Raw genomic sequence first — 24200 nt, forward strand, 5'->3', positions numbered from 1 at the left:
TCGGAATCAACCACTAAGGTAACAGGAATGTCAGATTAAGTCTTGACTATTACAGTTAAGTCAATTACTTTGACCAGACATTTCCGTCTTGATCAGCCAGGTATGTCTTTTTCATACTTAGAATACGGTGATGAAAATCTGGATCATCAATGTTTGTTTGCGGTTGCATCCAGTCTTCTACAAGCCCAGGCACCTCTACCACAAAAAGCGATTCTTCAGCAAGCGCTTTCTCATCCAGGTCCTTATAAGTTTTATACACATAATCGAAATCAGGATAGTATTTCTGGTAAGCCTCTATTAACTCTCTCTCTTTGATAATCTAATCACAAAGATCGATGTCATACCAGATAAATAGTCGATCTCTCCAGTGAGTTTTCCCTCAGGTGCAAGATAGACATCTGGCGTTGATCTGTACCAATCTTCAATTCTGGTTCCATTTTTTGATTGATGATCAGATAATATTCTCTGATAACGTATGTGCTCACCAAGAAATGGAAGTAGCCGTACTCTCCAGTTTACTGTGTCATGATTTGTACTGGTCTCTTGAGACATCAATCCAGCGGGGGATGTCTCGTTATAGTACTTGACTGCGAGCGCGATATTCTTGATATATAATTTGGTGTTTATTTTTGCGACATATTTTTTCATTGCCTTATTCCTCTGAGCATCCTGATAAATGATAAACAGGATGAAAGAAGAGATGATGACAATGATAGAAATCAAGAAAGAAGCATACGATCTCATGACACACCTTTCTTTGCTTAAGGCAGTTTATCAGGTACTAGAATACCATCACTTCCCACGGAATCGCTATCGTTATGTTTTATTTATGGAACAGGAAAGGGTCAGCAAGCGTCTTGAACTTTATGACCAGTGATAAAGTTTCATGTCTGACGTCTCGGTTACATCGGATAGTGTCTCTGTTTGTGGATCGATTGCACTGACATATTTTCAAACGAATTTCTACCACGAACATCACGAAATACACGAAAAGTATTGTTGACGTCTTTGCTTTTCCTGTGTTCTGAATCTTATTGGTTTCAATAGTTCGACTTCACTGTCAGATTCCTGCTCGCTGCGCTCGGCCCGAATTGCATTCGGGCTTACCCTCCGCCTTCTTATTTTGCGTGTGCTGTTTATGCAGTTCGAAGTTTTATGAAGATTTACGCTGGCGGGCAGACACATTGATCTGCCCTTGTATCTTACTGTTGGTCAATTATCAGGTTACTGTCACCATTATCTCGCTGACACCTTTTACTCCTCAAGGCGTTAATTGCTTTTCTTCGCGACGGTTAAGTTCACTGTCAATGAACTATGATGCCGTGCGATGTCGTGGTCTTTTCCTTCAAAAGTACCGCTGTGCTCTGGTTCATCGACGCTGGTTCTCATCGAATGAAAACCACTGGCTAACGGCTTGAACCGCACGCGGCCTTCGTCGTCGGTGGTGAGATTCTTTTTCAACCCGCCGGCGCCTTGTAATTTGAACGGACGCCCGGCAGCCGGTTTGCCTTTCCAGAGAACTTGAATTTCTACGCCGTCATCCGAAAACGTCGGTACGATATCCAATTCCAATTGCCTGGCCCGCGCCAGTGCGTTTTTGTCTTTTAACGAATCTGCTTCAATGTGCTTGGCGTAATAGTGCAACAGTACGTCGGTTTTTCCATAACGGTAAACGCCCCATTTGCAGAAACTGTCGATGCTTCGCGGAGCAGAAACCTGCAGCTTGTTTGCTAACCAACGCTTGCCAGGTTTTTTGACGACCGACATTTTTAACGGCACAGGTTTATTGTTTTCAACTGCGCGAACCCAGGTGGTACCTCGTTCGATGAAGGGATCTAAATATTTACCATCGCCGGGCCCGGGGCCCCCTTCGAAATATAAGTTGGTTGTTCCCAGATCGCCAGATTTTGTATCGACATTGATCCAAAGATAATGGGCCGACGCCGATGAGAATAATACGGCGAGATTGATCGCACAGGCGAATGAGATTTTTCGAAGCATGGCAGGGTCTCCATAATTGGAAAATGATTCAACCCGACATTTCCCATTTGGGTTGAAGTGAGTTGAGCCTGGAACCGCTCCACGCCGAAATCACTCTCCATCTTAATATCGCGCCCCCCCATGTCAATTGCGCGGCGATTTTTCTCCATTTTCTTGTCCCTCTGGTGCTGTCCACTCTGGTTCGCCGAAGGGGTGGTGTTGTCGTTTCCATATAAAGGAAATTGATGCCTTTATCTATTATTTTCTTATGCTTTGTTCTGGTCATTAGTGGTTGATATTCATGTCTGACGTCTCGGTTACATCGGATAAAATTTCTATTCGTGGTTTGGTTGTTTTATTACGCTGGCGGGTAGACACATGGGTCTATCCCTACTTTTGATTTTGGTCGGTCTTTTATGAGTTTGATGTATTGTGTTTTTGTTTGTTGTAATCTCACGGCGGCTGGCGCCGTGCCGTTCAGATACTTGTTGTCGGGCGCTGGTGTTGTGTTGGTTGCTTTGACTGGAAATGATTTTGTTGAAAGGCGCGGGGATGTCAAGCCAAACTGCGTTCGAAGCGTGGCAAACAGTGCACAAAATCTGCCGAATGCGTGCCAATACGCGTCGATAAGTTACGAGACATTGGGAGTGGGTGATGTTTTTTCAGGTGAAGATTTTCAAAACATAGGAACTTTTATAGTAGTGAGATCTTCAGTGTTCTCCAAAAGCAGTGCACATAAAACGCATCTCGCGCGCGACGCGGAACAACGCATATTCTCGAAGAGCGGGACGCTGTCAAGTTCAGTTTTTTCAGTTGTTGTGTGGGAGATTCCAGCGCAGAGGTCTCTTGCTTTCAGAAAACCATTTTTAGGACTTTTTCGATTCCTGTTAAACTGCCAAGGTTTGATGGTCATTCCGCAACACGATCCTCAGTTCAAGCCAATCGCCACACTCACACAGCTCTTTTCCCCACTAGCCCACATCTAAATTATATCCCCGTGAATTTCTAATTGGCCTGGATCGCTGTTTAGTCGCTTCCTTCTGGACTAATTGACATCTGCCTCTTCTGGCCGCATAATAAAATCTCATGGTTTTTCTTCGATAATTTTGGATGAGAGAAATAAGTTATGAAACAACTAATAATCAAGAATACTCAAAGTGAATTCGATGCTTGTGCTCGGTCAATAAGAGTGCCTCAAGGCAAGCGGCGAGAGATGAATAGTACGGCTGCTGGGGGATTCTCGTTTGTACTTTTTTGCTTAATCCTGCTTAGCGGATACCAGAACGCTGAAGGTGCCGATCCACGCAAAGCCGCTGAGCAAGGAGATGCTGAAGCACAATACAAGTTAGGAAACATGTACGTTAAAGGAGATGGTGTCAAGCGAGATCGAAAGCAGGCGGCGGAGTGGTTTCGCAAAGCTGCAAACCAAAACCATGCCAAATCACAGGTCATATTAGGAGGCATGTACTTAATAGGAACTGGTGTCAAGCAAGATGAAACTCAGGCGGTGGCGTGGTTTCGCAAAGCTGCTGAGCAAGGAGATGCTACAGGACAATTATTGTTAGGATCATTTTTCTTTGACAAGCAAGATTATACTCAGGCGGAGAAGTGGTTACGCAAAGCTGCTGAACATGGAAATGCCGATTCACAACTCAAGCTAGGGGTCATGTATGAAGATGGAAAAGGTGTTAAGCAGGATCAAAAGCAGGCAGTGGAATGGTATCGCAAAGGTGCTAAGCAGGGAGATGCCGATTCACAACTCAGGCTAGGGGTCATGTATGAAGATGGAAAAGGTGTTAAGCAGGATCAAAAGCAGGCAGTGGAATGGTATCGCAAAGGTGCTGAGCAAGGGGATGCCAATGCACAAGCCAAGTTAGGGGTCATGTATGCTTTGGGAAAAGGTGTTGGGCAGGATCAAAAGCAGGCGGTGGAGTGGTTTCGTAAAGCTGCAAAGCAGGGACATGTGCTAGCAAAGCAACTTTTGAAAAAATTAGGAAAACTTCCCTAGACAGTAATACTACCAACGAAAAAAGACTCAGAGCGAAAAGCCCTGAGTCTTTTAAAGATGAAAGTGCCCAAGAGAGGATTCGAACCTCCACGGGGTTGCCCCCACTAGCCCCTCAAGCTAGCGCGTCTGCCATTCCGCCACTTGGGCTGGTTTTTGAGTCAGTTACATCAACCTATACAGATGAGTGGAAACTTACTCAATGCCGAGGATTTCCCAGTATAACAATCCGGGGTAGGCCATCAAGGGAATTGGATGGCAATCTCAGGGTTAAAATACTGGGATTTTGGGAAATGCACCTGTTATGCGTTTAAACTTCCCCTCCCGTAAAATCGTCATTTTTTGTAAACTACCGATCACCGTCGATCGATGCCCCCGGTGAATCTCAGTCTGAGACTGAGCAGGGGGGCGCCTGTTTCGCGCTGCTTTATTCGTACAAGGATGTCCGATGTCGTTTGATCTCCGAGGAATCCACAAAACACAGAGACGCTCTACTTTCAGAGGGCAACTGTTTGTGGCCAGTTTCCTGCTTGTTTCGTCTTCTCTGTTTGCAGACACGTTACCTATGACTGCAGGTTCGCCACTTCTGAATGATGCGAATTTGAATGATGTACAGTTTCTGGGATCAAAAATCGGCTGGGCGGTCGGCGATCGGGGAGTCATTCGCAAAACCGAAGATGGCGGACGTAGCTGGCAATACGTTGCTAGCCCCGTACAAAGTCCTTTAAGGCATATCTGTTTTCTGACGAATCAGATTGGTTGGATCGCGGGCGGCGGTACAGCCGCCTATGGCCATTTGAATCAGGGAGTGCTGCTGTTCACAAAGAACGGGGGGAAGACTTGGGAAGAACTGGTTCAGAAACGTTTGCCGCGCTTGCACTACGTTCGATTTTTTGGTGTGAATGAAGGCGTGGTCGTCGGCGACGCTTCCGTTCAACATGCTACGGGCGTTTTTAAAACCACCGATGGCGGTAAGAGTTGGCAGGATGTCATTGGTTACGAATCGGCAGGATATCGGAGCGCTGCCTTCTTTGATGTGAATACCGGTATCGTGGCAGGCACTCAGGGACGGTTGACTCTGGTGGGCGGCGGTGCTGTTTTGCCTCCCCGCTTTCCGCCTCAGGGATTGCGTGGTATTCGGGATGTCAAGCTGCCGATGAATTCCACAGGTTGGATGGTCGGCGATGGCGCCCTGTTAAGAAAAACCGAAAACAATGGCATCGTCTGGGAGATGCCACAAACCGCGCTGCCCGATTCGATCAAAGACTTTTTTGATTTTCAGGCCGTCGAAGTTCGTGGAGATCAAGTCTGGGTTGCCGGCGATCCGGGTTCCGTCATCTGGCATTCTAAAGACCGGGGGAGAACGTGGCGCCAGCAATGGACCAGTCAAACGGCGCCGCTGTCGGCAATCCATTTTGTCGATGATCAAAACGGGTGCGCTGTCGGGGCACTGGGAACGATTTTATCTACGACCGATGGAGGTCAGACGTGGCGTTCGAATCACGCAAATTCCCGTCGCGTAGCGCTAATGTGTGTGCATGCCCAACCCGCGCAAATCTCGTTTGACATGTTAAGCAAATATGCGGGCGATCAGGGTTACCGCAGTCTCGTCGTATTACCTGTCCGCCGAGATCTGGGGCCGGACGGCCAACCGCATCAGGATCTGGATTTGCGATTGAACGAATCGGTGACCAGCGTGGGTGGTTCGGCGGGAACTTTGGATTGGCGGTTTCCCGTTCAGATTCCCGAATTGGAACAGAATGCCGATCGTTTGATTGAAGAATGGAATCGACATACGGAAGGTCGGCTGGCTTCGGTGACATTGAGTCGCTTTGTCGCACAACTGCGCACCTGGCGGCCTGAGGTGCTCATTATCGATCAGCCTACAGGAAAAGACGCCGCTTCGACGCTGGTGAAAGATGCCATGTTGCAGGCCGTGCGTTATGCCTCCGATTCAACACGCTACATTGATCACCGTGAACAGGCGGGTCTTGAACCGTGGAAAGTCAAAAAAGTCTATTTACGATTACCTCGGGGAAGCTCTGGACAGGTTTCGGTTGAGGCCGATGAATATCTCACGCGACTCGGCATGACGGCTTCAACCGTCGCGTCTTCCGGAAAACTGATTCTGGGAAAAACGCTTGCCTCTGAGGAAACGCGTAGCGTCTACCGTTTGATTGACGTCAATCATGTCGAAGGCTCAGATCAGCAGCCGACCATCAAAGGGGGGACGCTCTTTGCGGGGATCGGAATCGCCCCCGGCTCCGATGCACGGCGGGATCTGTTTCCCATTAATGCTGCCGACGAAGCACGCAATCGCAAATTGGCCGAACGTCAGCGGAACATCAAGGCGTTTGCCAAAAAGCTGATCGGCGATCCACAATTTTCGGCACAGTTGATGTCTCATCTGAAGACGATCACAAAAGGCCTTTCCCGTCGGCAGGCCGCATTGCAACTGGAACAGCTGGCACAGCAATACATTGCCAATCAGGATTTAGTGAAAGCGGAAGCGACGAATCAGGAACTGGTGGAAGAATTTCCGAATGAACCAGAGGCCGTGCAGGCCATGTTATGGCTGTTTCAGCTTTGGTCCAGTGAAGAAGTTGCCTGGCAGAGAAGCCGTCAATCGCCCGTAGAAAGTTCGCGTTCGACCACTAAACCCACACAGGCGAAGAGCAGGGTACAAAACGCATTTCAGTTTACGCAGCAGCTTCCGTCTCCCTTATTGAATACCGTGAAACAGGTAGGACAAATCAATACGGGTGCCCGTGATAACTGGCGCACGCAAACTGCCGAGAACTGGAAGAAGCAGGCGCTGGCCGCTGTCAACTGGTTCGAGAAATATGCGCCCGCGTTTTTGAAATCTCCGGAAGTTCAAATTCCATTGGCGTCTTTGTATCGTATGATCGGGTCACACGGGAAATCGGATGAGATCTTTCGTGCTTTGAATGGTCCCGCCTCGAATGCATCCTGGAAAAATATTTCCAAAGCTGAAAACTGGTTATTACATCCTTCCAGTAGTCCGCCTCGACCGGTTTATCTGTGTCGTTTTACCAAATCACGACCCGTTTTGGATGGATTACTGTCCGATGAATGCTGGCAGGATGCAGATGAGCTTCGGCTTTCAGAAAAACCATTAACACTTGAGGAGAAACAGACTGAAACGGGACGCGAAAACTTGAGCCGACCTTTTGTATTATTGTCATACGATAAGGAAAATCTGTATATCGCAGCCAGTATTCCTGTAAAAGCGGGTTTGAATTATCCAGACGCATCTGATGTAGGACGCACGTATGATGCCGACTTGAAATTACATGATCGGCTTTCGTTTGCGTTTGACATCGACCGTGATTACACCACCTATTATCAAATGGAAGTGGATCATCGTGGCTGGACCAGTGACCGTTGCTGGATCGATCAAAGCTGGAATCCACGCTGGTATGTGGCCCGTGAAAAAGACAAACAGTATTGGCGCATGGAAATTGCCATTCCATTGAACGAACTGGTTCCCTCCTCGCAATTGAAACGCAAAACCTGGGGGTTTTCAGTCGTCCGCATTATACCTGCCATCGGCCTTCAAAGCTGGAGTCATCCCATGTCCTCTGAACCGCGGCCCGAGACGTTTGGTCTCATGCGGTTTGAGTGAGCTGTTGTACGTTCGGAAATCAATGGCATTCTCTTTTTCGCCAGTCGCGGTCATTTCACTCGATGATTGATTCTCTTATCATGATCGCGTTGCGTCTCAAGGGCGTTCAATCTATCTGGTCTTGAAAAGATCTCTCGAAAATGATGTGGACTGTTTATGGGTTTATTGATTGGCATGGACGAAGCGGGTTATGGCCCGAATCTGGGCCCGCTTGTTATCACGGCCAGTTTATGGAAAGTGCCCGGCGATCCTCGCGAATTTGATTTCTGGCAAGCGTTGCAGTCAGTCGTTTCACAAAAAAAACCGTCCAAAAGCTCTGGATTGTTACACGTTGCCGATTCCAAGGAAGTGCACTCCTCGTCAGCAGGACTGGCGCCACTGGAAAAATCAACGTTGCCTTTTCTACAACTGTTCCATGGAGAACCGAAGCTGGAATCGCTGGAGAGTTTGTGGCAATTATTAATCGCTTCACCAGAGCATCTCGATGCGATTCACAAACAACCCTGGAATTGCAAAGACGAATTTACGATTCCCACCGCTGTCGAGAGTGAAACTGTGCAAGCCTCACAACGTGATTTAAAACAGGCCCTCGATGCAGCGGGAATAGAGTTGCTCGCATTTTGTTCTGAGATTGTACTGCCCGAACGCTTTAACAACTTATGTGCGGAGTACGGGACCAAAGGGGTGATGCTTACGCGATTGTGCATGCAATTGCTGACGCGTGTCTGGGACAGAACATCCATAGAGCCGACGTTGATTATTGGTGACAAGCACGGCGGTCGCAATCGATACGACGAATATCTGGATGAAATTCTCGATGGCGAGATGATTTTTCGGGTTGAAGAATCGACGGCGAAAAGTATTTACAAAGTGGGAAATACCGAAGTTCGCTTTCAGACAAAAGCAGAGTCACATTTTCCGGTCGCCGTCTCTTCGATGGTTTGTAAGTATACGCGCGAAGTGATGATGGAACGGTTCAATCAATTCTGGTCGCAACACGTCCCGGATCTCAAGCCGACGAAAGGGTATCCGGTTGATGCCCGGCGCTTTAAAGACGAAATCGCAGTAGCGCAGGAGCGATTGGAAATATCCGATCAAATTCTCTGGCGCGGTCGATAATCCGCTTATTCTCCGCCATTTTGTTTTTTGTCTGGCAGAAAAATGGAGCCAAAAATACCAACGAGAAAGACCGTCGTTGCACCGATTAATGAATACCAGGGCCAGGCTACTTGATCTTGCATCTCGAAAAACACATAGAGAACAGTCGCTAAACCGATTAAGAAGCCTAGCAAGGCAGGAACCTGTGATGCTCGCTTACTAAACGCCGCTAGAAAGAAAATGCCCAGGATTAATCCGGTCGAAATAGCGGCAATTGTAAAGACATTGCCTACCACGCTCGCGGAAATCAGGCTATCAGAGATCAGTTTGTTGGCAGCAATGCCCACACTGATTTGCGCGATTCCAAACAGGGCGGTAAAATAGCGGCTGGTTTTGACGAGTTCTGCGGGTTGTTTTTTCGTGGCAGTCAGTGGCAGATAGAAGTCATTCACGAGTGCGCTGGTTGTGGAACTGAGAGAACTGGAGAGCGTCGACATGGCAGCCGCGAAGACAGCCGCCAGTGTGATCCCTTTAATGCCGACCGGGAGATTATCGATGATGAACGTCGCGAAAACTTCATCCGATTTTGCGAACGCGGTTTCTGGTGGAAAGCTGGTATAAAATGCGGCGAGTGCAATTCCCAGTAAGAGGAACAATGCAAATTGCGCAAATACAACAAATCCGCTGATGCCCAAGGCTTTGGCAGCGTCGCGCTGGCTGCGTGCGCCCAGATATCGTTGAATCATCAACTGATCTGCACCATGTGTGGCCATCGAAAGAAACAGCCCCCCCACTAGCCCGGCCCAGAAAGAGTACTTGTTGGAAAGGTCCCAACTGAAATCGAACATACTCATTTTGTGATGCGTTTCCGCGAATTGTTGAAAATCGGTCCAGCCGTTGGGCAGCTTGTCAATGATGACAGCGAAAGCGAAAATCGCACCCGCGATATAGATTACAAATTGGAGGCAGTCATTCCAGACAACCGATTTCATTCCACCCATGCAGGTATAAACAATGGTGCCGACACCAATCAAAATGATGCATGTGGATAAAGGGATGCCGACCACCTTTTCCAGAACGAGCGCAGTTAAATAGAGTCGCAAACCATCGGCCAGTGTACGCATCAGGATAAAAGCGAGCGAACTGACCTGTTCGGTTGTTCCACCGAATCGGTCTTTCAAGATTTCATAGGCGGAATAGATTTCTCCGCGATAATAAAGCGGGAGTAAAAAAGCAATGACTAGAAACCGGCCTACAATAAAGCCGATCGCAAGTTGCAGGAACTGAAGATTTCCGCCTGGTTCATATGCGATTCCCGGCACACTGAGAAATGTGACCGTACTGGTTTCGGTGGCGACAATTGAGCCAAGAATAGCCCACCAGGGAAGTGTTTTTCCGCCGAGCAAATAGTCTGACAGGTTTTTTTGCCTGCCTCCTACCCAGGATCCGAACAGGACGACGCCGATCAGATACAGGCCCAAAATGAAGAGATCGGTAGTTCCAATGGCAATATTCACAGTTCCATCACCTGTTTCATTTCATTGTGTGGACGACTTCGTTGCAATCACGAAACATAAGACAGGGCAATCTATGCTGCATTTAAAAGTTCACAGATAGATTAGTAGCTTAGATCCTTTCGGGAATCCAAATACCGGTTATTATAGTAGCTGGCAGATTAAAATTTTGACAGGCTAATCAACATGTTAGATCATTTAACAACGGAACAGCGCAACCCGGCATCGGACCGGATCGATTCCATGAGCAGTCTGGAAATCGTGCAATTAATGAATGAGGAAGATGCAAAGATTGCTGAGGCCGTGAAAAAGGAAGCTCTTACGATCGCCTCAGCCATTGATTTGATTGCAGACGCGTTTCAAAACGGAGGTCGTCTGGTTTACATGGGTGCGGGGACTTCCGGTCGGCTCGGTGTATTGGATGCCAGCGAGTGTCCGCCTACTTTTAACAGTCTTCCCGAACAGGTGGTCGGCTTGATAGCCGGCGGTAAACAGGCATTAACAAATGCGATTGAAGGCGCGGAAGACCGTTCTGAATTCGCCATTGCAGATTTGAAAGAGCTGGGTTTAAGTCAAAAAGATGTGCTGGTGGGTATCGCGACCAGTGGTCGCACGCCTTATGTGATCGCCGGTTTAAAATACGCCCAGGAACGGGGCGCCCAGGCGATTGCAGTCACCTGCAACCAGGAGAATCAACTTGCCGAAGTGGCGAATCTGACGATCTGCCCAGTCGTGGGGCCGGAAGTCGTCACTGGTTCGACTCGATTAAAGGCGGGAACCGCGACAAAAATGGTATTGAACATGCTAACGACGGGTGCCATGGTGCGCATTGGAAAAACGTATGGAAATTTAATGGTCGATTTGCGCGCGACGAATAACAAACTTGTGAATCGCTCCCTTCGAATTCTGATGGGATTTACAAATCTTCCCAATGAGGAAGCGGAGACAATTCTTGAAGAATGTAATGGCGAATTGAAAACGGCAATCGTGCATGCCATACGAGGGGTTTCTCCTGAAACGGCATGGGAACTTCTTAAAGAGAAGAACGGGCATTTGCGACAGGTACTGGAAGATGCCGAGGATGGGGTTTGAGTTCTGTGCTGAATCAACGTGTCAGCGGTCTCAGTGGAAAGGTACAGAAGCATGTCTCTACAATCGGAACAACTGGTACTGGGTATTGATGGAGGTGGCTCCAAGACACGGGCTTCGCTGGCGAGGGTCTCTTCCGGCAATGAGATTCAAATTGCGGGGTGGGGGATTTCGGGTGCTTCGAACCTGAACGCGACTGGTCTTGCAGCGGCAGCCGAACAGGTACAACTGGCGATACAGCGGGCATTCGAAGCTGCTGAAATACCGTTTCAAATAGTCGCCGCGATAAGCATGGGTATGTCGGGCGCCGGGCGGGATGAGGAGCGACAAGCCTGGCTGAACTGGGCACAGGAAAATAATGTTGCTGATCGAATTCAGGTTGTCACCGATGCCGAAACCGTATTGGCAGCTGGTACACCGGAAGGTTTTGGTTTGGCGTTGATCGCGGGAACGGGCTCGCTGGCGTTCGGAAAAAATAAGACGGGTGCAGAGGCCCGCGCGGGAGGTTGGGGTTATCTCCTGGGCGATGAAGGGGGTGGATACCAGATTGCGATCGCAGCCATCAAGGCCATTTTGAAATCGGCAGACGGACGCTGTTCGGAAACCAGCTTACGGCCCGCGGTTCTACAATCGCTGGGGCTGGAACATTCCGATGAGTTGATTGGCTTTGTGTATCGATCTGAAAACAATCGCAGAGAGATCGCTGAGTTATCAAAATTAGTCTTTGCTGCAGCTGAAAAGGGAGATCAAGTAGCGCTGAAGATTCTTCAGCATTCTGTCGAAGAACTCTCGGACTTAGTAAAAGCCGTGGTGAACCGTCTTGAATTTTCAGGCGCTGGTTATGCGTTGGCTTTGACAGGTGGCATCTTGATTCATCAGCAAGATTTTCGACTGTCTCTGTGTGAGCATTTATCACAACTGCAGATCGAACCATCTACAATCGAGTGTGTGGATGATGCCAGCCTGGGCGCCGTTCGGATTGCTGTGGGATTGCTGAATGACGGTGTCTGAGATGCAGAACTGAAATTATTCTGCCGGGAATTCATCAGGAATTTGTAGATGTTTGACAGAATAGGGGGAGCATTGTTGTTTCCAGCCGCCATCCACGGTGATGGAGGTTCCCGTGAGATAGCTGGCATCGTCGCTGGCCAGCATGACAATCGTTTGCGCGATTTCGCGTGGTTGTGCCCAACGTCTTAAGGGGATCATGTCTTCTGAGACCTGACGGATTTGATCGGCCGTTGATTGTTGATCGGCGGCAATGTCTTTTCCCATCGCGGTATCGATGGCGCCGGGGTTTACGCTGAGTGCACGAATCCCAGAAGGACCATACAGAGTTGCCAGTTCGTAAGTCAATGAATCGAGAGCACCTTTGGCTGCGACATAAGCGGGACTGATACCGGCTGCCATTTGAGATTGAATACTGGAAACATTAATAATGACTCCCCGGCTTCTGGGTTCCATATGTTCTGCACACCAGCGTGACAGGAAGGCCGGCGCGGTCAGACAGACCCGCAAAGTGGTTTCCCAACTTGAAAGCTCGATCTTTCTCATCGTCGTAATTTCGCGCCAGGCGGCATTATTCACGAGCACATCAATGCGTCCCCAGGTTGACATACATAATTCAACGGCAGATTGTGCATACTCAAGATCCGATAGGTCGCCGAGACAGGGTAGAAATTGAGCGCCGACTTTTTCGATGCGGCTGGTGACCGGTTCTAAATCATCTGCAGGCAGTGCCAGCAGTACACAATCGTAACCCCGTTCGGCAAAGCAGACTGCCGCCTCACCTCCTATGCCTCCTGCTGCGCCTGTGATGATAGCAACCGGTCGCTCATTCATGTCTGATCCTTTTGTAGCCAGAGGTTTTTAATTGCCGCGTAGAGTAATTCTTTAACGGTCATACACGATTTTAAACCGAGTCGCTTTTCTGGAAAGTGGTCTCGTTTTCGGTTTCCAGAATTACAGCCAGCCATTCGTCTTTTTCAACATAAGGCAATGTTCTGATTCCTAGAATGATTCCTGTCTGACTGGCAATCACGGCGGTGACATCGTCACCGGTGATCGAGCAGATTGAGCCCAGCTGGTCGCCGACTTGCACTTGATCCATCAGTTGCACTGCAGGTTCAAAGAAACCTGCTACGGGAGCGTGATTTTGAAGTTGCAGATGGCCGCTTTCTTTACGATCATCTTCAATATGATACAGGATTGGTTTTTGTTCAGCCGGGATATCGAGTATTCCCAGTTCTGACAAAACGGACAGGCAACCCATTGTATAACCTTCGACGGCTTCTAAATTACAGCCGCTGCCGCCTCCCCATTCAGCATAGATGGCAGGCACGCCATGGTCTCGAGCAGCAGACAATGTGCGACCATTCAGATGTGCCGATGTGCCCCATGAAACGGGTAAGTTGAAAGCGCGGGCCATGCGTCGTTGCGTTTCCAGGATGGTGGGATCAGGATGCAGTGTGTAACCGGAGAAGGGGGCTAAGTTTGAAATCAAGCCACCTGTATGCAAATCAATCAGGTAGTCTGCAGATTGAATTAACAGTGTCGCTTCATTTGCGATTTGCTGGCTGATGGAACCCTCGGGTGATCCGGGAAACGTTCTGGCCAGATCAAGGTCATCTGGTCCACATCGATTCATGCGCTCGTAAGCCGGTTGATTCAAAACGGGAACCAGTGTTACTCTGCCGGTGAGTTTTTCCGGTACGATTCGTGATCTTAGTTGCCGCACCGCGGCCATGGGTTCATATTCATCACCATGCACGCCTCCCAGGATCAGAAAATGCTGTCCGGGTTGGACACCTTCGATGGTAAGCGACTCAAACAGTTTTGTGTGGGACATGCGACCTGTTTTCTCAAGCGTTGTAGTGGGAGTCAATAAGAGATTGAGGAGTGTTCTATTTTTCGTTGTCAATTTTCCATTCGATTTTTGCTTTGCTGCGTAGACTTTGAATGGTGGAATCCCAGAGTGTGCGAGACAGAATCCGATAAATCTCTCCGCGTACATCTTCCAGACTGAATTGACCCGGATGTTTCTTGTTGAGTGTTACAATGTGAACGCCGAATGGAGTCTGAAAGGGCGCGCTGATTTCGCCGACTTTCAAGGGAAAAACCTGTTCTGTTAAAGCAAGCGGCATTTTGCCGCGATAGGCGGATGTGACCAGCGTTCCACCATCATTCTTACTGGGGGCTTCAGAATGTTGGGCGGCTGCTTCTTTGAACGAGATTTTTTTCGCGAGGATCTTTTTGCGGAGGTCTACCAGTTTTTGTCTGGCTTGTTGTGCTGTTTCCGGATTTGAATTTTCGGGCAACTTTAACAGGATATGGCTGGCTTCCACGCGCGTGCCATCCAGCTCTTCCTGATGTTGATTGAAGTAGTCCTGAATTTTGGCTGCTGTGATTTCACGTTTGGCGTAAATATTCCACGACAGCGGGAGCGCAATCGCAGTGCTCAGTTTTTCGGGTGTGAATCCCATTTTGGTAAGAACCTGTTCAGGTTGATCCCCTTTTTTGCGGATCAGTTTTTGGATTCGTAATACACTCTCGTCAAGTTGTTCTGGTGGTACTGTAATTTTTTGTTGAGTCAGAAAAGCCTGGATCAACCGTTGATTCACCAGACTTTCCAGTATTTGCTGTCGGGCAGGTCGTTGACGATCGGCGATGCCAAGTGAAAGATACGCGAAATCCAGATCGGCTTGCGTAATGGCCTGGCCGTTAACGGTAACCAGTACTTTCTGAGTATCATTTGCCTGTTTTACCTGATCCGCTGCCCACAGCGAAGTGCAGGTGGGGAATGCGTAGCAGAGCGAAATAATGCAGACTTTCAGTATGATGGGGAGCGGAGTGAGCATTGTGATTGCTTCCTGCAAACGGAGATTGAATATGAAGACTCAGAAAACGAATCGAGTTTCAGTCGTCTGGATTGTTTCGTGTCACCATTATGGCATTTCCCTCTCATGATGTCAGTCTGAATGAGTCCTGGAAAATAATGAATTTCAAAGTTGGTCTAAAGCAGGAAATGTCCTAGAATCATGCCCATCCGAGATCGATTCATCCTCAATGACGATTGAATGAGTCATTTCACCATTTCGAGTTTCTCATTTTCTCATTCTAAGAAGGGACCAATTTATGTGGTCAACATTATTTGCGCAGCAGGAAAGCACTCCTGCAGATTCCATCGAGTCAGATCCCATTAAGCAGGCAAGCGAGCTTTGGACAACGATCAATGAATTCCTGACAGAAGAGGGGACCGCTCTGGCGCTCCATATTGTTGTAGCGCTGGTCATCTTTTTCGTGGGTAAATGGGTTGCGAATCTTTTGAGCCGTTTTTGTACGCGGTTAATGCGGCAGGCTAAAGTAGACGAAACCTTAACGCGATTTCTGGCGAATATTATTTATGCGATCTTGATGGTTGTGGTCATTCTGGCGTCGCTGTCTGAATTGGGCATTAACACAACTTCTCTGGCTGCAATTCTGGCTGCTGCGGGCTTTGCAGTGGGGATGGCCTTGCAGGGAACACTGGGCAGTTTTGCATCCGGCGTGATGTTGATCCTGTTTAAACCTTTCAAAGTAGGTGATTTTGTCGAAGCAGGCGGCACTTCCGGAGTTGTGGAAGAGATTCAAATATTTTCCACACATATGCGGACTGCTGATAATATTTCGATCATTGTACCTAATGCTCAGATTACCGGGGGAACCATCAAAAACTATTCTCATAAAGAGACACGGCGCATTGATCTGGTATTTGGTTGTGGATATGACGATGACCTGAAAGAGGTGAAATCATTTTTGGAACAAGCTATTCGTAGCGATGAGCGAGTTTTGTCTGATCCGGAACCAGTCGTTGCAGTGAGTGAATTAGGGGACAGCAGTGTAAATTTTGTGGTGCGTCCCTGGGTTAAAAATGCAGACTACTGGGCAACCCGATGGGATCTGATTGAGAAGATCAAGCTGGGCTTCGACGAGCGAGGTTTCAACATCCCGTATCCGACACGTGACCTTCACCTTTACAATGAAGCATCGGCAGGAAAGCTCTAACCCCGACTCTCATGCAAATAAAATTAGTTCAAAGCTTCGAAACCTGGGTTTCGAAGCTTTTTTTGTGATGAGTCAGGCTTGGTTTCTCAGCAAACTCGTCAGAAACGGACCAGTTTTCTATTTTTGTACTCTGCTAGAAAGTAATCTCTGACGTTTTGTAAAACCGACAAAGTGGCATGTCTATGCTGCTCCATTCACTATTGTTTTTGTAGTTCAGTTCAATAATTCAGATTCAATCCACTGTCCTGAGTGATTTTGTATGTTAAGTTTCTTTAAATTATGACAATTACTTCAAAAGAGTCAGTTGTATTGAGTGTGTTTTTCCGTTTGATAATTAGTTCTACGAAGCGATTGAGTCGTAGAAGGACCGTAATCAACATGGTTGAGTCGGTTTCAGAAGTTAGTTCCAGTGATATACCTCCATGCAGACTTTTTTAATAGGATATAATTAATCTCGACTTAATGTACGAAATGATATTCATGCGATAATATCTATACTAAAGTTGACTCAAAAAGCAGAATGTCCCTTAACGGTATCGTCCGTTCTCCTAATACCCGGTTGATCATTGAAGGTGGTTGATAACTCAAGCAGGCCCGAGTTGTCTTCTATTTGGTCAACCGGGTCTTTTTTTTTGGAGTTTCATAAGTTATATTCCATTCGAGTTTTATATATGAGACTCGGCAGGAATTTTACTAAATGTGTAAAAATGAATACTTCGAATTCTCAGGGCATTTGTAATTACATCAGGAATTCGTATTATATGAAGTACCAGTGACAGCTCGGATGGAGATTCACTTCGCTTTTGTGATGTCCATTAATTGAGTTGATGATTCATTTGGGAATCTGTTGATAGCTTCATTTCTTTACTAATTCCATTTCTTTCACAGTACTAGAGCGACTATGCAATCCCCACATCGACCGAGTTTATTACGAAAAATGAACGTTCGTAAGGTTTTGGAAGTCATCCAGGGCCAGGGAACTTTAACACGTGCTGATGTGATGCGCTGTTCTGGAATCAGTGCTCCCACTGTTTCTAAAGCGGTGAGCGCGTTACTGGATGCTGGCTTGCTGGAAGAACGGGAAACCGCAGAATTTTCAGTAGGACGTCCGGGAAAACTACTTCAGCTCCCGCGTTTTAGTGCCCAGGTCATTGGCGTCGTTCTGGAGTGGGATTACTGCTCAGTCGTTGCTTCCGGATTGGATGGTCATATACATCAAGACAAGCTGGATCGATTTAAAACTCCGAAAACCTATGCAGACTTAATTGAAACGATCTCCGGTAAAATTCAGAATCTGGTTGAGCAGCAGAAAATACCTGCTCTGGGAGTCGGAATTACAGTTCCAGGCCTGGTTAACAGTAATGATGGTCGGATCTTTTTGGCGTCGAACCTGCATATTGTTGATGGTCAGGCTCCGGCTGTCGATATTGCCAATCAAACCAGTCTGGAATGTATACTTGTCCAGAAATCAACCGCATTGTGTCTCTCTGAAAAGACATATGGTGCAGGACAGGCGATGGATGATTTCATCAATCTGGATGTCGTTTCCGGATTTGGAATGGGTGTCTTCACCGGGGGACAGTTGCTGGATGGCCAGCATGGTTTGGCTGGCGAGATTGCACACATTACAGTCGAACCCGAGGACGGGCGTGTTTGCGGTTGTGGAAATCAGGGATGCCTGGAGACCGTCGCGACTGATTTGGCATTCACCCAGAATGTTTCTCAACGCCTGGGTAAAGATTTGGATTTTGATGCGATTCAAGAACTGGTCAAGCAGGGCGAAATTGATGTGACTCCGGAGCTGGATCGAACAATCGAATTTCTGGCAATCGGTGTGGCAGCGGCGATTAATATCTTTAATCCCTCGAACATTTTTATCACATCGAAGTTGTTTGATCTTCGCGATGATATGTTTGACAAGATGACGCAAATGGCCAAAAGCCGGGCATTGAAACCTTCCGCCAGCTCTTGTGAGATCGAGCGTTCCAAAGGGAATAAATATCTGGGAGCCGTCGCCGGTATTATTAATCATCTGGCGAATGGTTTGGGACCACGCCTGAGTTAACCTGAATACGGGTTGATTCAGATAAGAAAGCAGAACGATGTCACCTTCTGCAGAGGACATTTCTCGTGAATTCATTCAAGAGTCGGTTCATTTACTTCAGCAATCAGCTGGAAAAATCAACCACTGTCTGAATCAGCTTGATACCGATCAAATCTGGTGGCGTCCCAGGCCAGAACTCAATAGCATTGGGAATCTGATTCTGCATCTGTGTGGCAACCTGAAGCAATGGGCAGTCTGCGGAATTACCGGGTCAGTCGATGAGCGTCAACGGTCACAGGAATTCCGTGCGGATGTCAAAGTTTCGCGGGACGATTTACAATCGCTGATGCATCGCACTATCGAACAGGCCTGTCTGACCATGCAGTCCCTCTCTGCGCCTGCTTTATTGGAGAAGCGAGAGATTCAGGGTTTTTCTGTTTCTGTTTTGGGTGCCATTTCCCATACAGTGCCGCACTTTGTCGGGCATACTCATCAGATTATTTATCTTACCCGCCTGCAAAAAGGGGATCAGTATCAATTCGACTGGTCGCCCGATTCCGACCAAGAGGGTGTTCCCATATAACCTCAGTGAGAAAAATTCGTTATTATCTGTCAGAGGAACTGCCGCAATTGAAGGCAAGGAATTGCGAAGATTTGACAAGAAGACTTCCTGTTTGTTTTTTGACTGTATATAAAACGCTACAATCCTTACTGGAGTGAGTCTGTTCATTGATGAAGTGAGACAAAAGGCGTTGATATTATGTCCCGCAAAGCAAAGCGGTCTGAAAAACAGAAAGCAAAAAAGACTGCGGCGCAACCAAAGCCGAATGTCAAGCAATCGGCTGGCAATTCAGCGACGCCTGCGGCGCTGATTTCAATTTTCCCGCAAAAACGCTTTTCAGGAATGGAACTCGTTTTTTTTTCGCTGTTGCTGATCTGGTCGTTTCTAGTCGCCTGCTTTCCCATGCGAAATATGGATATCTGGTGGCATCTGAGAACAGGACAGTTGATTCTGGAACGTGGTACGGTTCCCTATTTCGACTGGTTTACGTTTGTCGATTTTGATCGACCTTGGATTGATCTGCATTGGGGTTTTCAGATTTTGGTCACCTGGCTGTACCGTTGGGGAGGCGTCGATTTACTGATTCTGACTAAGGCGTTCTGTTTATCTCTTACCATCGGCTTTGCCTGGTATGCTGCGGGGCGATCTGTTCCCCCCTGGTGTAAAGCCCTGCTTTGGATTTTGCCCGTCATTTGTATTTCCGGTCGTTCCGTAGTCCGTCCGGAAATGTTGTCGTTATTTTATTTATCCTTCTGGATGTTTGTTATCAGTTGTGTCCCCGCTTTTCCCAGAATGATCTGGCTGATACCACTGATTACATTACTCTGGGTGAATAGCCATGCCCTGTTTGTACTGGGGTTAGTGGTCAGCGTTCTGTTTGTCGCCGATCATTTGATTCGTGTGGGAGCGCAAGGACGATTTGGTTTGGAAAAACCATCAACGGCAATTTCCAGATTTACATATGTCCGAGTCGGCTTGCTTACATTATTAGCCTGTTTCCTGAATCCTTATCTGGAGCAGGGGGTTTTATTTCCGTTGACTTTGTATGAAAAGTTTTCCGTCGATCAGGCATTTTATTCGGTTCGGGTGGGAGAATTTCAGCCTCCTGTTGATTTCATTAAACAGTCTGGTTTGCAAAATTTGTATCTGTGCTCACAGGTTCTACTTGCCGGATTAACTCTCATGAGTTTTGTACCGCTGTTGTTAAAAAAGAAAGTGAATCCCTTTCGCATTCTGTTGTTTATTGCATTTACACATCTGGCATGGAAGGCCTCGCGGAATACCGGAATATTCTCTCTAATTTCAGGCATCATTCTCTGTGGCAATATTTCTGACTGGATCCGTTTGGCTGTTCCACCGAAAGTGATATCTGCACCAGGCTCAAGGCGAGAAAATATCACTCAGACAAATGGCCTGCCTGACATCACAATTCTCGGGAGCGGGTTTTCCGCATGTGTGTTTGTATTTCTGATGGCCAGTTTATTTTCAGGGCATTGGAATCGTTGGGGAGGTGAAGGGAAAGTTCTGGGTTTAGGCGAGCAAGAAGCGTGGTATGCACATGCTGCTTCAAAATTCGCAGGCCAGCCGGGCATGCCAAGTCGCGCTTTTGTTTCCAATATGGGCCAATCGGCTGTTTACATATTTCATAATGGCCCGGATCGAAAAGTCTTTTTTGATGGTCGACTGGAAGTAAATACCAAAGAGACATTTCAGCTTTACGAACAAATCAAACAGCAGATGGTTTATGGAAAGGGGGATTGGGCGTATTTGCTCCAGGATGAAGAGGGGCAGCGCCCGATCATCATTCTGGATAGTCGTTCTTCCCGTAACGAAATCCGAGGAATGATTACGAATCCGGGATGGCGGCTGGTTTTTGCGGATCAGGCAGCTGCTGTGTTTCTTGATGTTCAGATGGCAGAACGCTTGCAGCTCCCCGTTGCCGATCCGAGTCCATTGGCGGAACCTCCTGGGATGCGGCTCCGCAAATAAAATCGCTCTACGAGTATCCGTTCGTTCCCCAATCGATCGAATTTAGGTTTCCCGGGAGCGCTTTCTCTTGCAAATCGGTAAGACTCAGAGGACATTAGGAGAAGTCCGTTTCAGTCAATCTGTCTGCTGCTTCCGCTTGCAGGCATTTCTTTTCTATATTCGAAGTAAGGGAAACATCATGAGTTATTCTCTGATCAGAAAAAAACTGATCTGTGTACTGGCAATGCTTTTGCTTTCACAGACACTGAATTTCGTGCAGGCACAGGAAGCACAACAACAAAAACACAAGGCTCCACTGGCAAAGCTGGACCTGAAATCAGGAGATTCGATTGTCTTTCTGGGAGACAGTATCACACATCAATGTCTCTATACTCAGTACGTAGAAGATTATTTCTATACACGATTTCCCGAAATGCGGTTGAAATTTCATAACTCGGGTGTTGGTGGAGCCAAGGCCTGGGATGCGCTGGCCCGCTTTGATCGTGACGTGGCTGCTTATAAACCAAAGTATGTGACTGTTTTATTAGGCATGAATGACGGTCAGTATCAGCCGTTCAATGACATGATTTTTGAGACCTATTATAAGGATATGAAGGAATTGATTTCAAAAATTGAAACAATTGGCGCTCAACCGATTCTAATGACGCCGACGATGTTTGACGCTCGAGCGGCCCGTTTGACAAAACGGAAACGAAATCCGGTTGCAACAGAATTATACAACTCTGTGCTGGCCTATTATGGAACGTGGCTGCGTGAAGTAGCTGCGGAGTCCGGCTTTGGTTTCGTTGACATGTACAGCCCGCTGAATAACATTACGTTGGCAGCGCGACAGAAGGACCCGACCTTCACAATTATCGAAGACGCTGTCCATCCAGATCCACCAGGTCAGGTCGTAATGGCATATGCGCTGTTATCTGACATGAACGTTCAGCGTCAGGTATCAAGAATTAACATCAGTAAAAATGCCAAAGGCAATCTGGCTGCCACTGCCAAAGGGGGCACGCTTTCAGATCTGAAGCAGACCGATGAAGGTGTTTCTTTCACATGGCTGTCAAAGAGTTTGCCCTGGGTCGTACCAGCTAAGGCAGAACTGGGAGCAAAACTTACTAAGTTGGGACATCGGATGAGTCAGGAATCGCTTTCGATTCATGATTTGCCTGCCGGTCGTTATGAACTTTCGATAGATGGTGAAGCTGTCGGCCAGTATTCCAACATCGCGCTGGCACGGCATATTGAATTGCAGAGTAATGCGAAGACCCCGCAGTATCAGCAGGCGATGGAAGTAGCACTGTTGAATAAAGAGCGAAACGAGGGGCCGGTAAAGAACAAACGCAACAGTTGGCATGCCTTTCAAGGGTATGCACGTTTGAAACGCGTAGTAGACGCATCTGGCCAAAAGAATGAAGAAGATCTGGCGAAATTGAAAGCCTTCGAAACTCAGCTCAAAGATCACGAAAAGACGATCAAGGAAAGCGAAGCTGCCGATTTGGCATTGGAAGACAAGATTTTCAAGGTCAATCAACCAGTGGCTCGTAAATATGTGTTGAAAAAAGTGGTTGCGACCAGGAAGAAGAAATAACTCAACTGAGAGTTAAGTTACCAATTTTTAGAGAGCGAAAAGCAGACAGCCAGAAGTGAAATCACTTCTGGCTGTTATTGTTTTTACTGCGTGGTGTTGTGGATTGATTTTGGTTTCAGATTCGTAATCAGAGTAGAAACACAAAAGTCAATACCACAGAAAGTGGTAGCAGGACGGCACAGCTATAGGCCATAAAACCAAAAAAGCTGGGCATGCGAATGTTATTCTTTTCTGCGATGGCTTTGACCATGAAGTTAGGCCCATTGCCGATATATGTCATAGCTCCCATAAAGACGGCACCGAGACTGATGGCAACTAGCGAGACTTCATTGACACCAGCGATGGCAGGCCCGTTGGTACCCGCTGCTTTTGCCGTTTCGAAAAAGACTACATAAGTAGGGGCATTGTCCAGGAAGCTGGAGAGAATGCCTGTGGCCCAGTAAAATTTCCAGGGAGAATCAATTCCCAGCGAGGCGCCATTGACATTCAGGATTTGGACGGGGGCCTGCATACAGATAAAGATGCCAACAAACAGTGCTGCCACTTCCAAAATCGCTTCATAGTTGAAGGAGTTCTGTTTGCGAATGCTTTTTGAAGTCGTTAACAACGAGATCCCCGCGAGCAGAAACATGCAGACTTCTCGAAAAAAATGAGGAGCATGCCAGTCTGTGCCCGGAAAAGGCTTCGAAGGGTCGAGCAGTGCCACACAAAATATGACTAACAGCAACCATAGGAAGTTAACGCCTCCTCTGAGTGCAAATGGCTCGATCGTTTCAGGAATCGCTTCGACATTTTCCTTATTTTCTTTTTTATAACGAATTGTATCGTACAGGAAATAAATCACCAGCAGCGACAGGTTCATCGCCAGCCACATGGGCCAGAGTGTGAGAGTCCAGGTGAAAGGCACTCCTCTGAGGAATCCTAGAAACAAGGGGGGATCGCCGATGGGAAGTAGACAGCCCCCCGTATTACAAACGACAAAAATAAAGAAAATGACGGTATGGGCAACATAGTTACGTTTTTGATTCGCTTTGAGGAGTGGTCGAATCAGTAACATCGCAGCGCCAGTGGTTCCGATAAAACTGGCGATCGCTGCACCGATGGCAATGATACCTGTATTCAGAGCAGGGCGGCCTACCAGATGGCCATTAAAGGCAATTCCACCACTAATCACGTATAAGCTGAAAAGCAGTGCAATAAACGGAATATATTCGACCAGCAACGCATTTTTAAGCACCACGATGGCAGCAGGAAATCCCGGAGCCGACAGTTCATGAGTGCCATGGTCTACCACACCATGCCCGTACAAGAACGTATAGTAAAGTAATGTGACTAACCCCAGGCTGACGGCTACCAGCAAGCGGTTTTTATTATGCTCCCACCATTCTTCGGTTTTATGGATTAAGGGGAGAAATGCGATGCATAACAAGAGAGCGGCGAACGGAATGACACTGTAAAAAGCAGGTGGTTCTGCCTGTACGTGGTGCTCATCATGGGGTACTTCTGATGTCGATGTTAAGGTTGTTGCTTCCAATTGCGCCCGTGTATCAGCGATTAAGCTCATCTCAATCGCCCTCCATTCTCTAGTCTCTGGGGATTAATGTGTGTGGGTGAGGATTCGAAAATCCGTTTTCATTTTGAGTGATGTGTG

19 protein-coding genes and 1 tRNA gene are annotated in these 24200 nt (G+C 47.5%); 12 read left to right on the plus strand and 8 right to left on the minus strand.

The genetic code is table 11. The features are described 5' to 3' along the window. Positions 1-42: 42 nt before the first annotated feature. Positions 43-315: a hypothetical protein gene (locus tag Q0668_RS18800; RefSeq protein ID WP_298867449.1), complete on the plus strand. Its 273-nt coding sequence runs from the start codon at positions 43-45 to the stop codon at positions 313-315. On the opposite strand, the gene Q0668_RS25965 is transcribed toward Q0668_RS18800, so the two are convergent. Further along, the gene (locus tag Q0668_RS25965; RefSeq protein WP_366918959.1) at positions 298-744 is read right to left on the minus strand and encodes a DUF1559 domain-containing protein; all 447 of its coding nucleotides are present in this window, start codon (positions 742-744) and stop codon (positions 298-300) included. The two genes, Q0668_RS18800 and Q0668_RS25965, sit on opposite strands and share 18 nt — an antisense overlap. On the opposite strand from Q0668_RS25965, the gene Q0668_RS18805 reads away from it, so the two are divergent. Next, complete coding sequence (locus Q0668_RS18805) at positions 701-877, plus strand: hypothetical protein (RefSeq protein ID WP_298867451.1); 177 nt, start codon at positions 701-703, stop codon at positions 875-877. The genes Q0668_RS25965 and Q0668_RS18805 overlap by 44 nt on opposite strands. Before the next feature lie 392 nt (positions 878-1269). Here Q0668_RS18805 and Q0668_RS18810 read toward each other — a convergent pair whose 3' ends face one another. Then, positions 1270-2001, minus strand: coding sequence for a hypothetical protein (locus tag Q0668_RS18810; protein ID WP_298867453.1), 732 nt, complete (start codon positions 1999-2001; stop codon positions 1270-1272). A 1105-nt stretch (positions 2002-3106) separates the two neighbouring features. Between Q0668_RS18810 and Q0668_RS18815 the strand changes: the two genes are divergently transcribed. After that, positions 3107-3988 carry a tetratricopeptide repeat protein gene (locus Q0668_RS18815; protein WP_298867455.1) on the plus strand — a complete coding sequence of 294 codons (882 nt, stop codon included), beginning with the start codon at positions 3107-3109 and terminating at the stop codon, positions 3986-3988. Between the two features lie 64 nt (positions 3989-4052). On the opposite strand, the gene Q0668_RS18820 is transcribed toward Q0668_RS18815, so the two are convergent. Next, positions 4053-4135, minus strand: a tRNA-Leu gene (locus Q0668_RS18820). 298 nt (positions 4136-4433) lie between these two features. Here Q0668_RS18820 and Q0668_RS18825 point away from each other — a divergent pair. After that, positions 4434-7631, plus strand: a complete 3198-nt coding sequence (locus Q0668_RS18825; RefSeq protein ID WP_298867457.1) for a YCF48-related protein — start codon at positions 4434-4436, stop codon at positions 7629-7631. Positions 7632-7787: 156 nt separating this feature from the next. Next, positions 7788-8750 (plus strand): hypothetical protein, encoded by a 963-nt coding sequence (locus tag Q0668_RS18830; RefSeq protein ID WP_298867459.1) that lies wholly within the window; start codon positions 7788-7790, stop codon positions 8748-8750. A 5-nt stretch (positions 8751-8755) separates the two neighbouring features. On the opposite strand, the gene Q0668_RS18835 is transcribed toward Q0668_RS18830, so the two are convergent. Continuing rightward, positions 8756-10246, minus strand: a complete 1491-nt coding sequence (locus Q0668_RS18835; protein ID WP_298867461.1) for a sodium:solute symporter — start codon at positions 10244-10246, stop codon at positions 8756-8758. A gap of 177 nt (positions 10247-10423) precedes the next feature. On the opposite strand from Q0668_RS18835, the gene murQ reads away from it, so the two are divergent. Together murQ and Q0668_RS18845 are read left to right on the plus strand one after the other, a co-directional pair. Next, positions 10424-11335, plus strand: coding sequence for an N-acetylmuramic acid 6-phosphate etherase (gene murQ, locus Q0668_RS18840; RefSeq protein ID WP_298867506.1), 912 nt, complete (start codon positions 10424-10426; stop codon positions 11333-11335). A gap of 51 nt (positions 11336-11386) precedes the next feature. Then, a complete protein-coding gene (locus Q0668_RS18845) occupies positions 11387-12343 on the plus strand; it encodes a BadF/BadG/BcrA/BcrD ATPase family protein (RefSeq protein WP_298867463.1) in 957 nt (318 codons plus the stop codon). Positions 12344-12358: 15 nt separating this feature from the next. Here Q0668_RS18845 and Q0668_RS18850 read toward each other — a convergent pair whose 3' ends face one another. The 3 genes from Q0668_RS18850 to Q0668_RS18860 form a co-directional block, all read right to left on the minus strand. Continuing rightward, positions 12359-13174 carry an SDR family oxidoreductase gene (locus Q0668_RS18850; protein WP_298867465.1) on the minus strand — a complete coding sequence of 272 codons (816 nt, stop codon included), beginning with the start codon at positions 13172-13174 and terminating at the stop codon, positions 12359-12361. Positions 13175-13244: 70 nt separating this feature from the next. Then, a complete protein-coding gene (locus Q0668_RS18855; RefSeq protein ID WP_298867467.1) occupies positions 13245-14180 on the minus strand; it encodes a succinylglutamate desuccinylase/aspartoacylase family protein in 936 nt (311 codons plus the stop codon). Between the two features lie 55 nt (positions 14181-14235). After that, complete coding sequence (locus Q0668_RS18860) at positions 14236-15189, minus strand: peptidylprolyl isomerase (protein WP_298867469.1); 954 nt, start codon at positions 15187-15189, stop codon at positions 14236-14238. 277 nt (positions 15190-15466) lie between these two features. Between Q0668_RS18860 and Q0668_RS18865 the strand changes: the two genes are divergently transcribed. From Q0668_RS18865 to Q0668_RS18885, 5 genes are all read left to right on the plus strand, one after another. After that, entirely contained in the window at positions 15467-16375 is a 909-nt protein-coding gene (locus tag Q0668_RS18865) for a mechanosensitive ion channel domain-containing protein (RefSeq protein ID WP_298867471.1), read from the plus strand. A gap of 901 nt (positions 16376-17276) precedes the next feature. Beyond that, on the plus strand, positions 17277-18440 hold the full coding sequence (locus Q0668_RS18870; RefSeq protein ID WP_298867473.1) for an ROK family transcriptional regulator: 1164 nt from the start codon (positions 17277-17279) through the stop codon (positions 18438-18440). Positions 18441-18477: 37 nt separating this feature from the next. Then, complete coding sequence (locus Q0668_RS18875; protein WP_298867475.1) at positions 18478-19002, plus strand: DUF1572 family protein; 525 nt, start codon at positions 18478-18480, stop codon at positions 19000-19002. Positions 19003-19179: 177 nt separating this feature from the next. Beyond that, the gene (locus Q0668_RS18880) at positions 19180-20970 is read left to right on the plus strand and encodes a hypothetical protein (RefSeq protein WP_298867477.1); all 1791 of its coding nucleotides are present in this window, start codon (positions 19180-19182) and stop codon (positions 20968-20970) included. A 178-nt stretch (positions 20971-21148) separates the two neighbouring features. Continuing rightward, entirely contained in the window at positions 21149-22549 is a 1401-nt protein-coding gene (locus tag Q0668_RS18885; protein ID WP_298867479.1) for an SGNH/GDSL hydrolase family protein, read from the plus strand. 127 nt (positions 22550-22676) lie between these two features. Here the strand turns inward: Q0668_RS18885 and Q0668_RS18890 are convergent, their stop codons facing one another. Further along, positions 22677-24113, minus strand: coding sequence for a sodium:proton antiporter (locus Q0668_RS18890; RefSeq protein ID WP_298867481.1), 1437 nt, complete (start codon positions 24111-24113; stop codon positions 22677-22679). Positions 24114-24200 lie beyond the last annotated feature (87 nt).

This window comes from uncultured Gimesia sp. (genome assembly GCF_937910335.1).
GTDB lineage: Bacteria > Planctomycetota > Planctomycetia > Planctomycetales > Planctomycetaceae > Gimesia.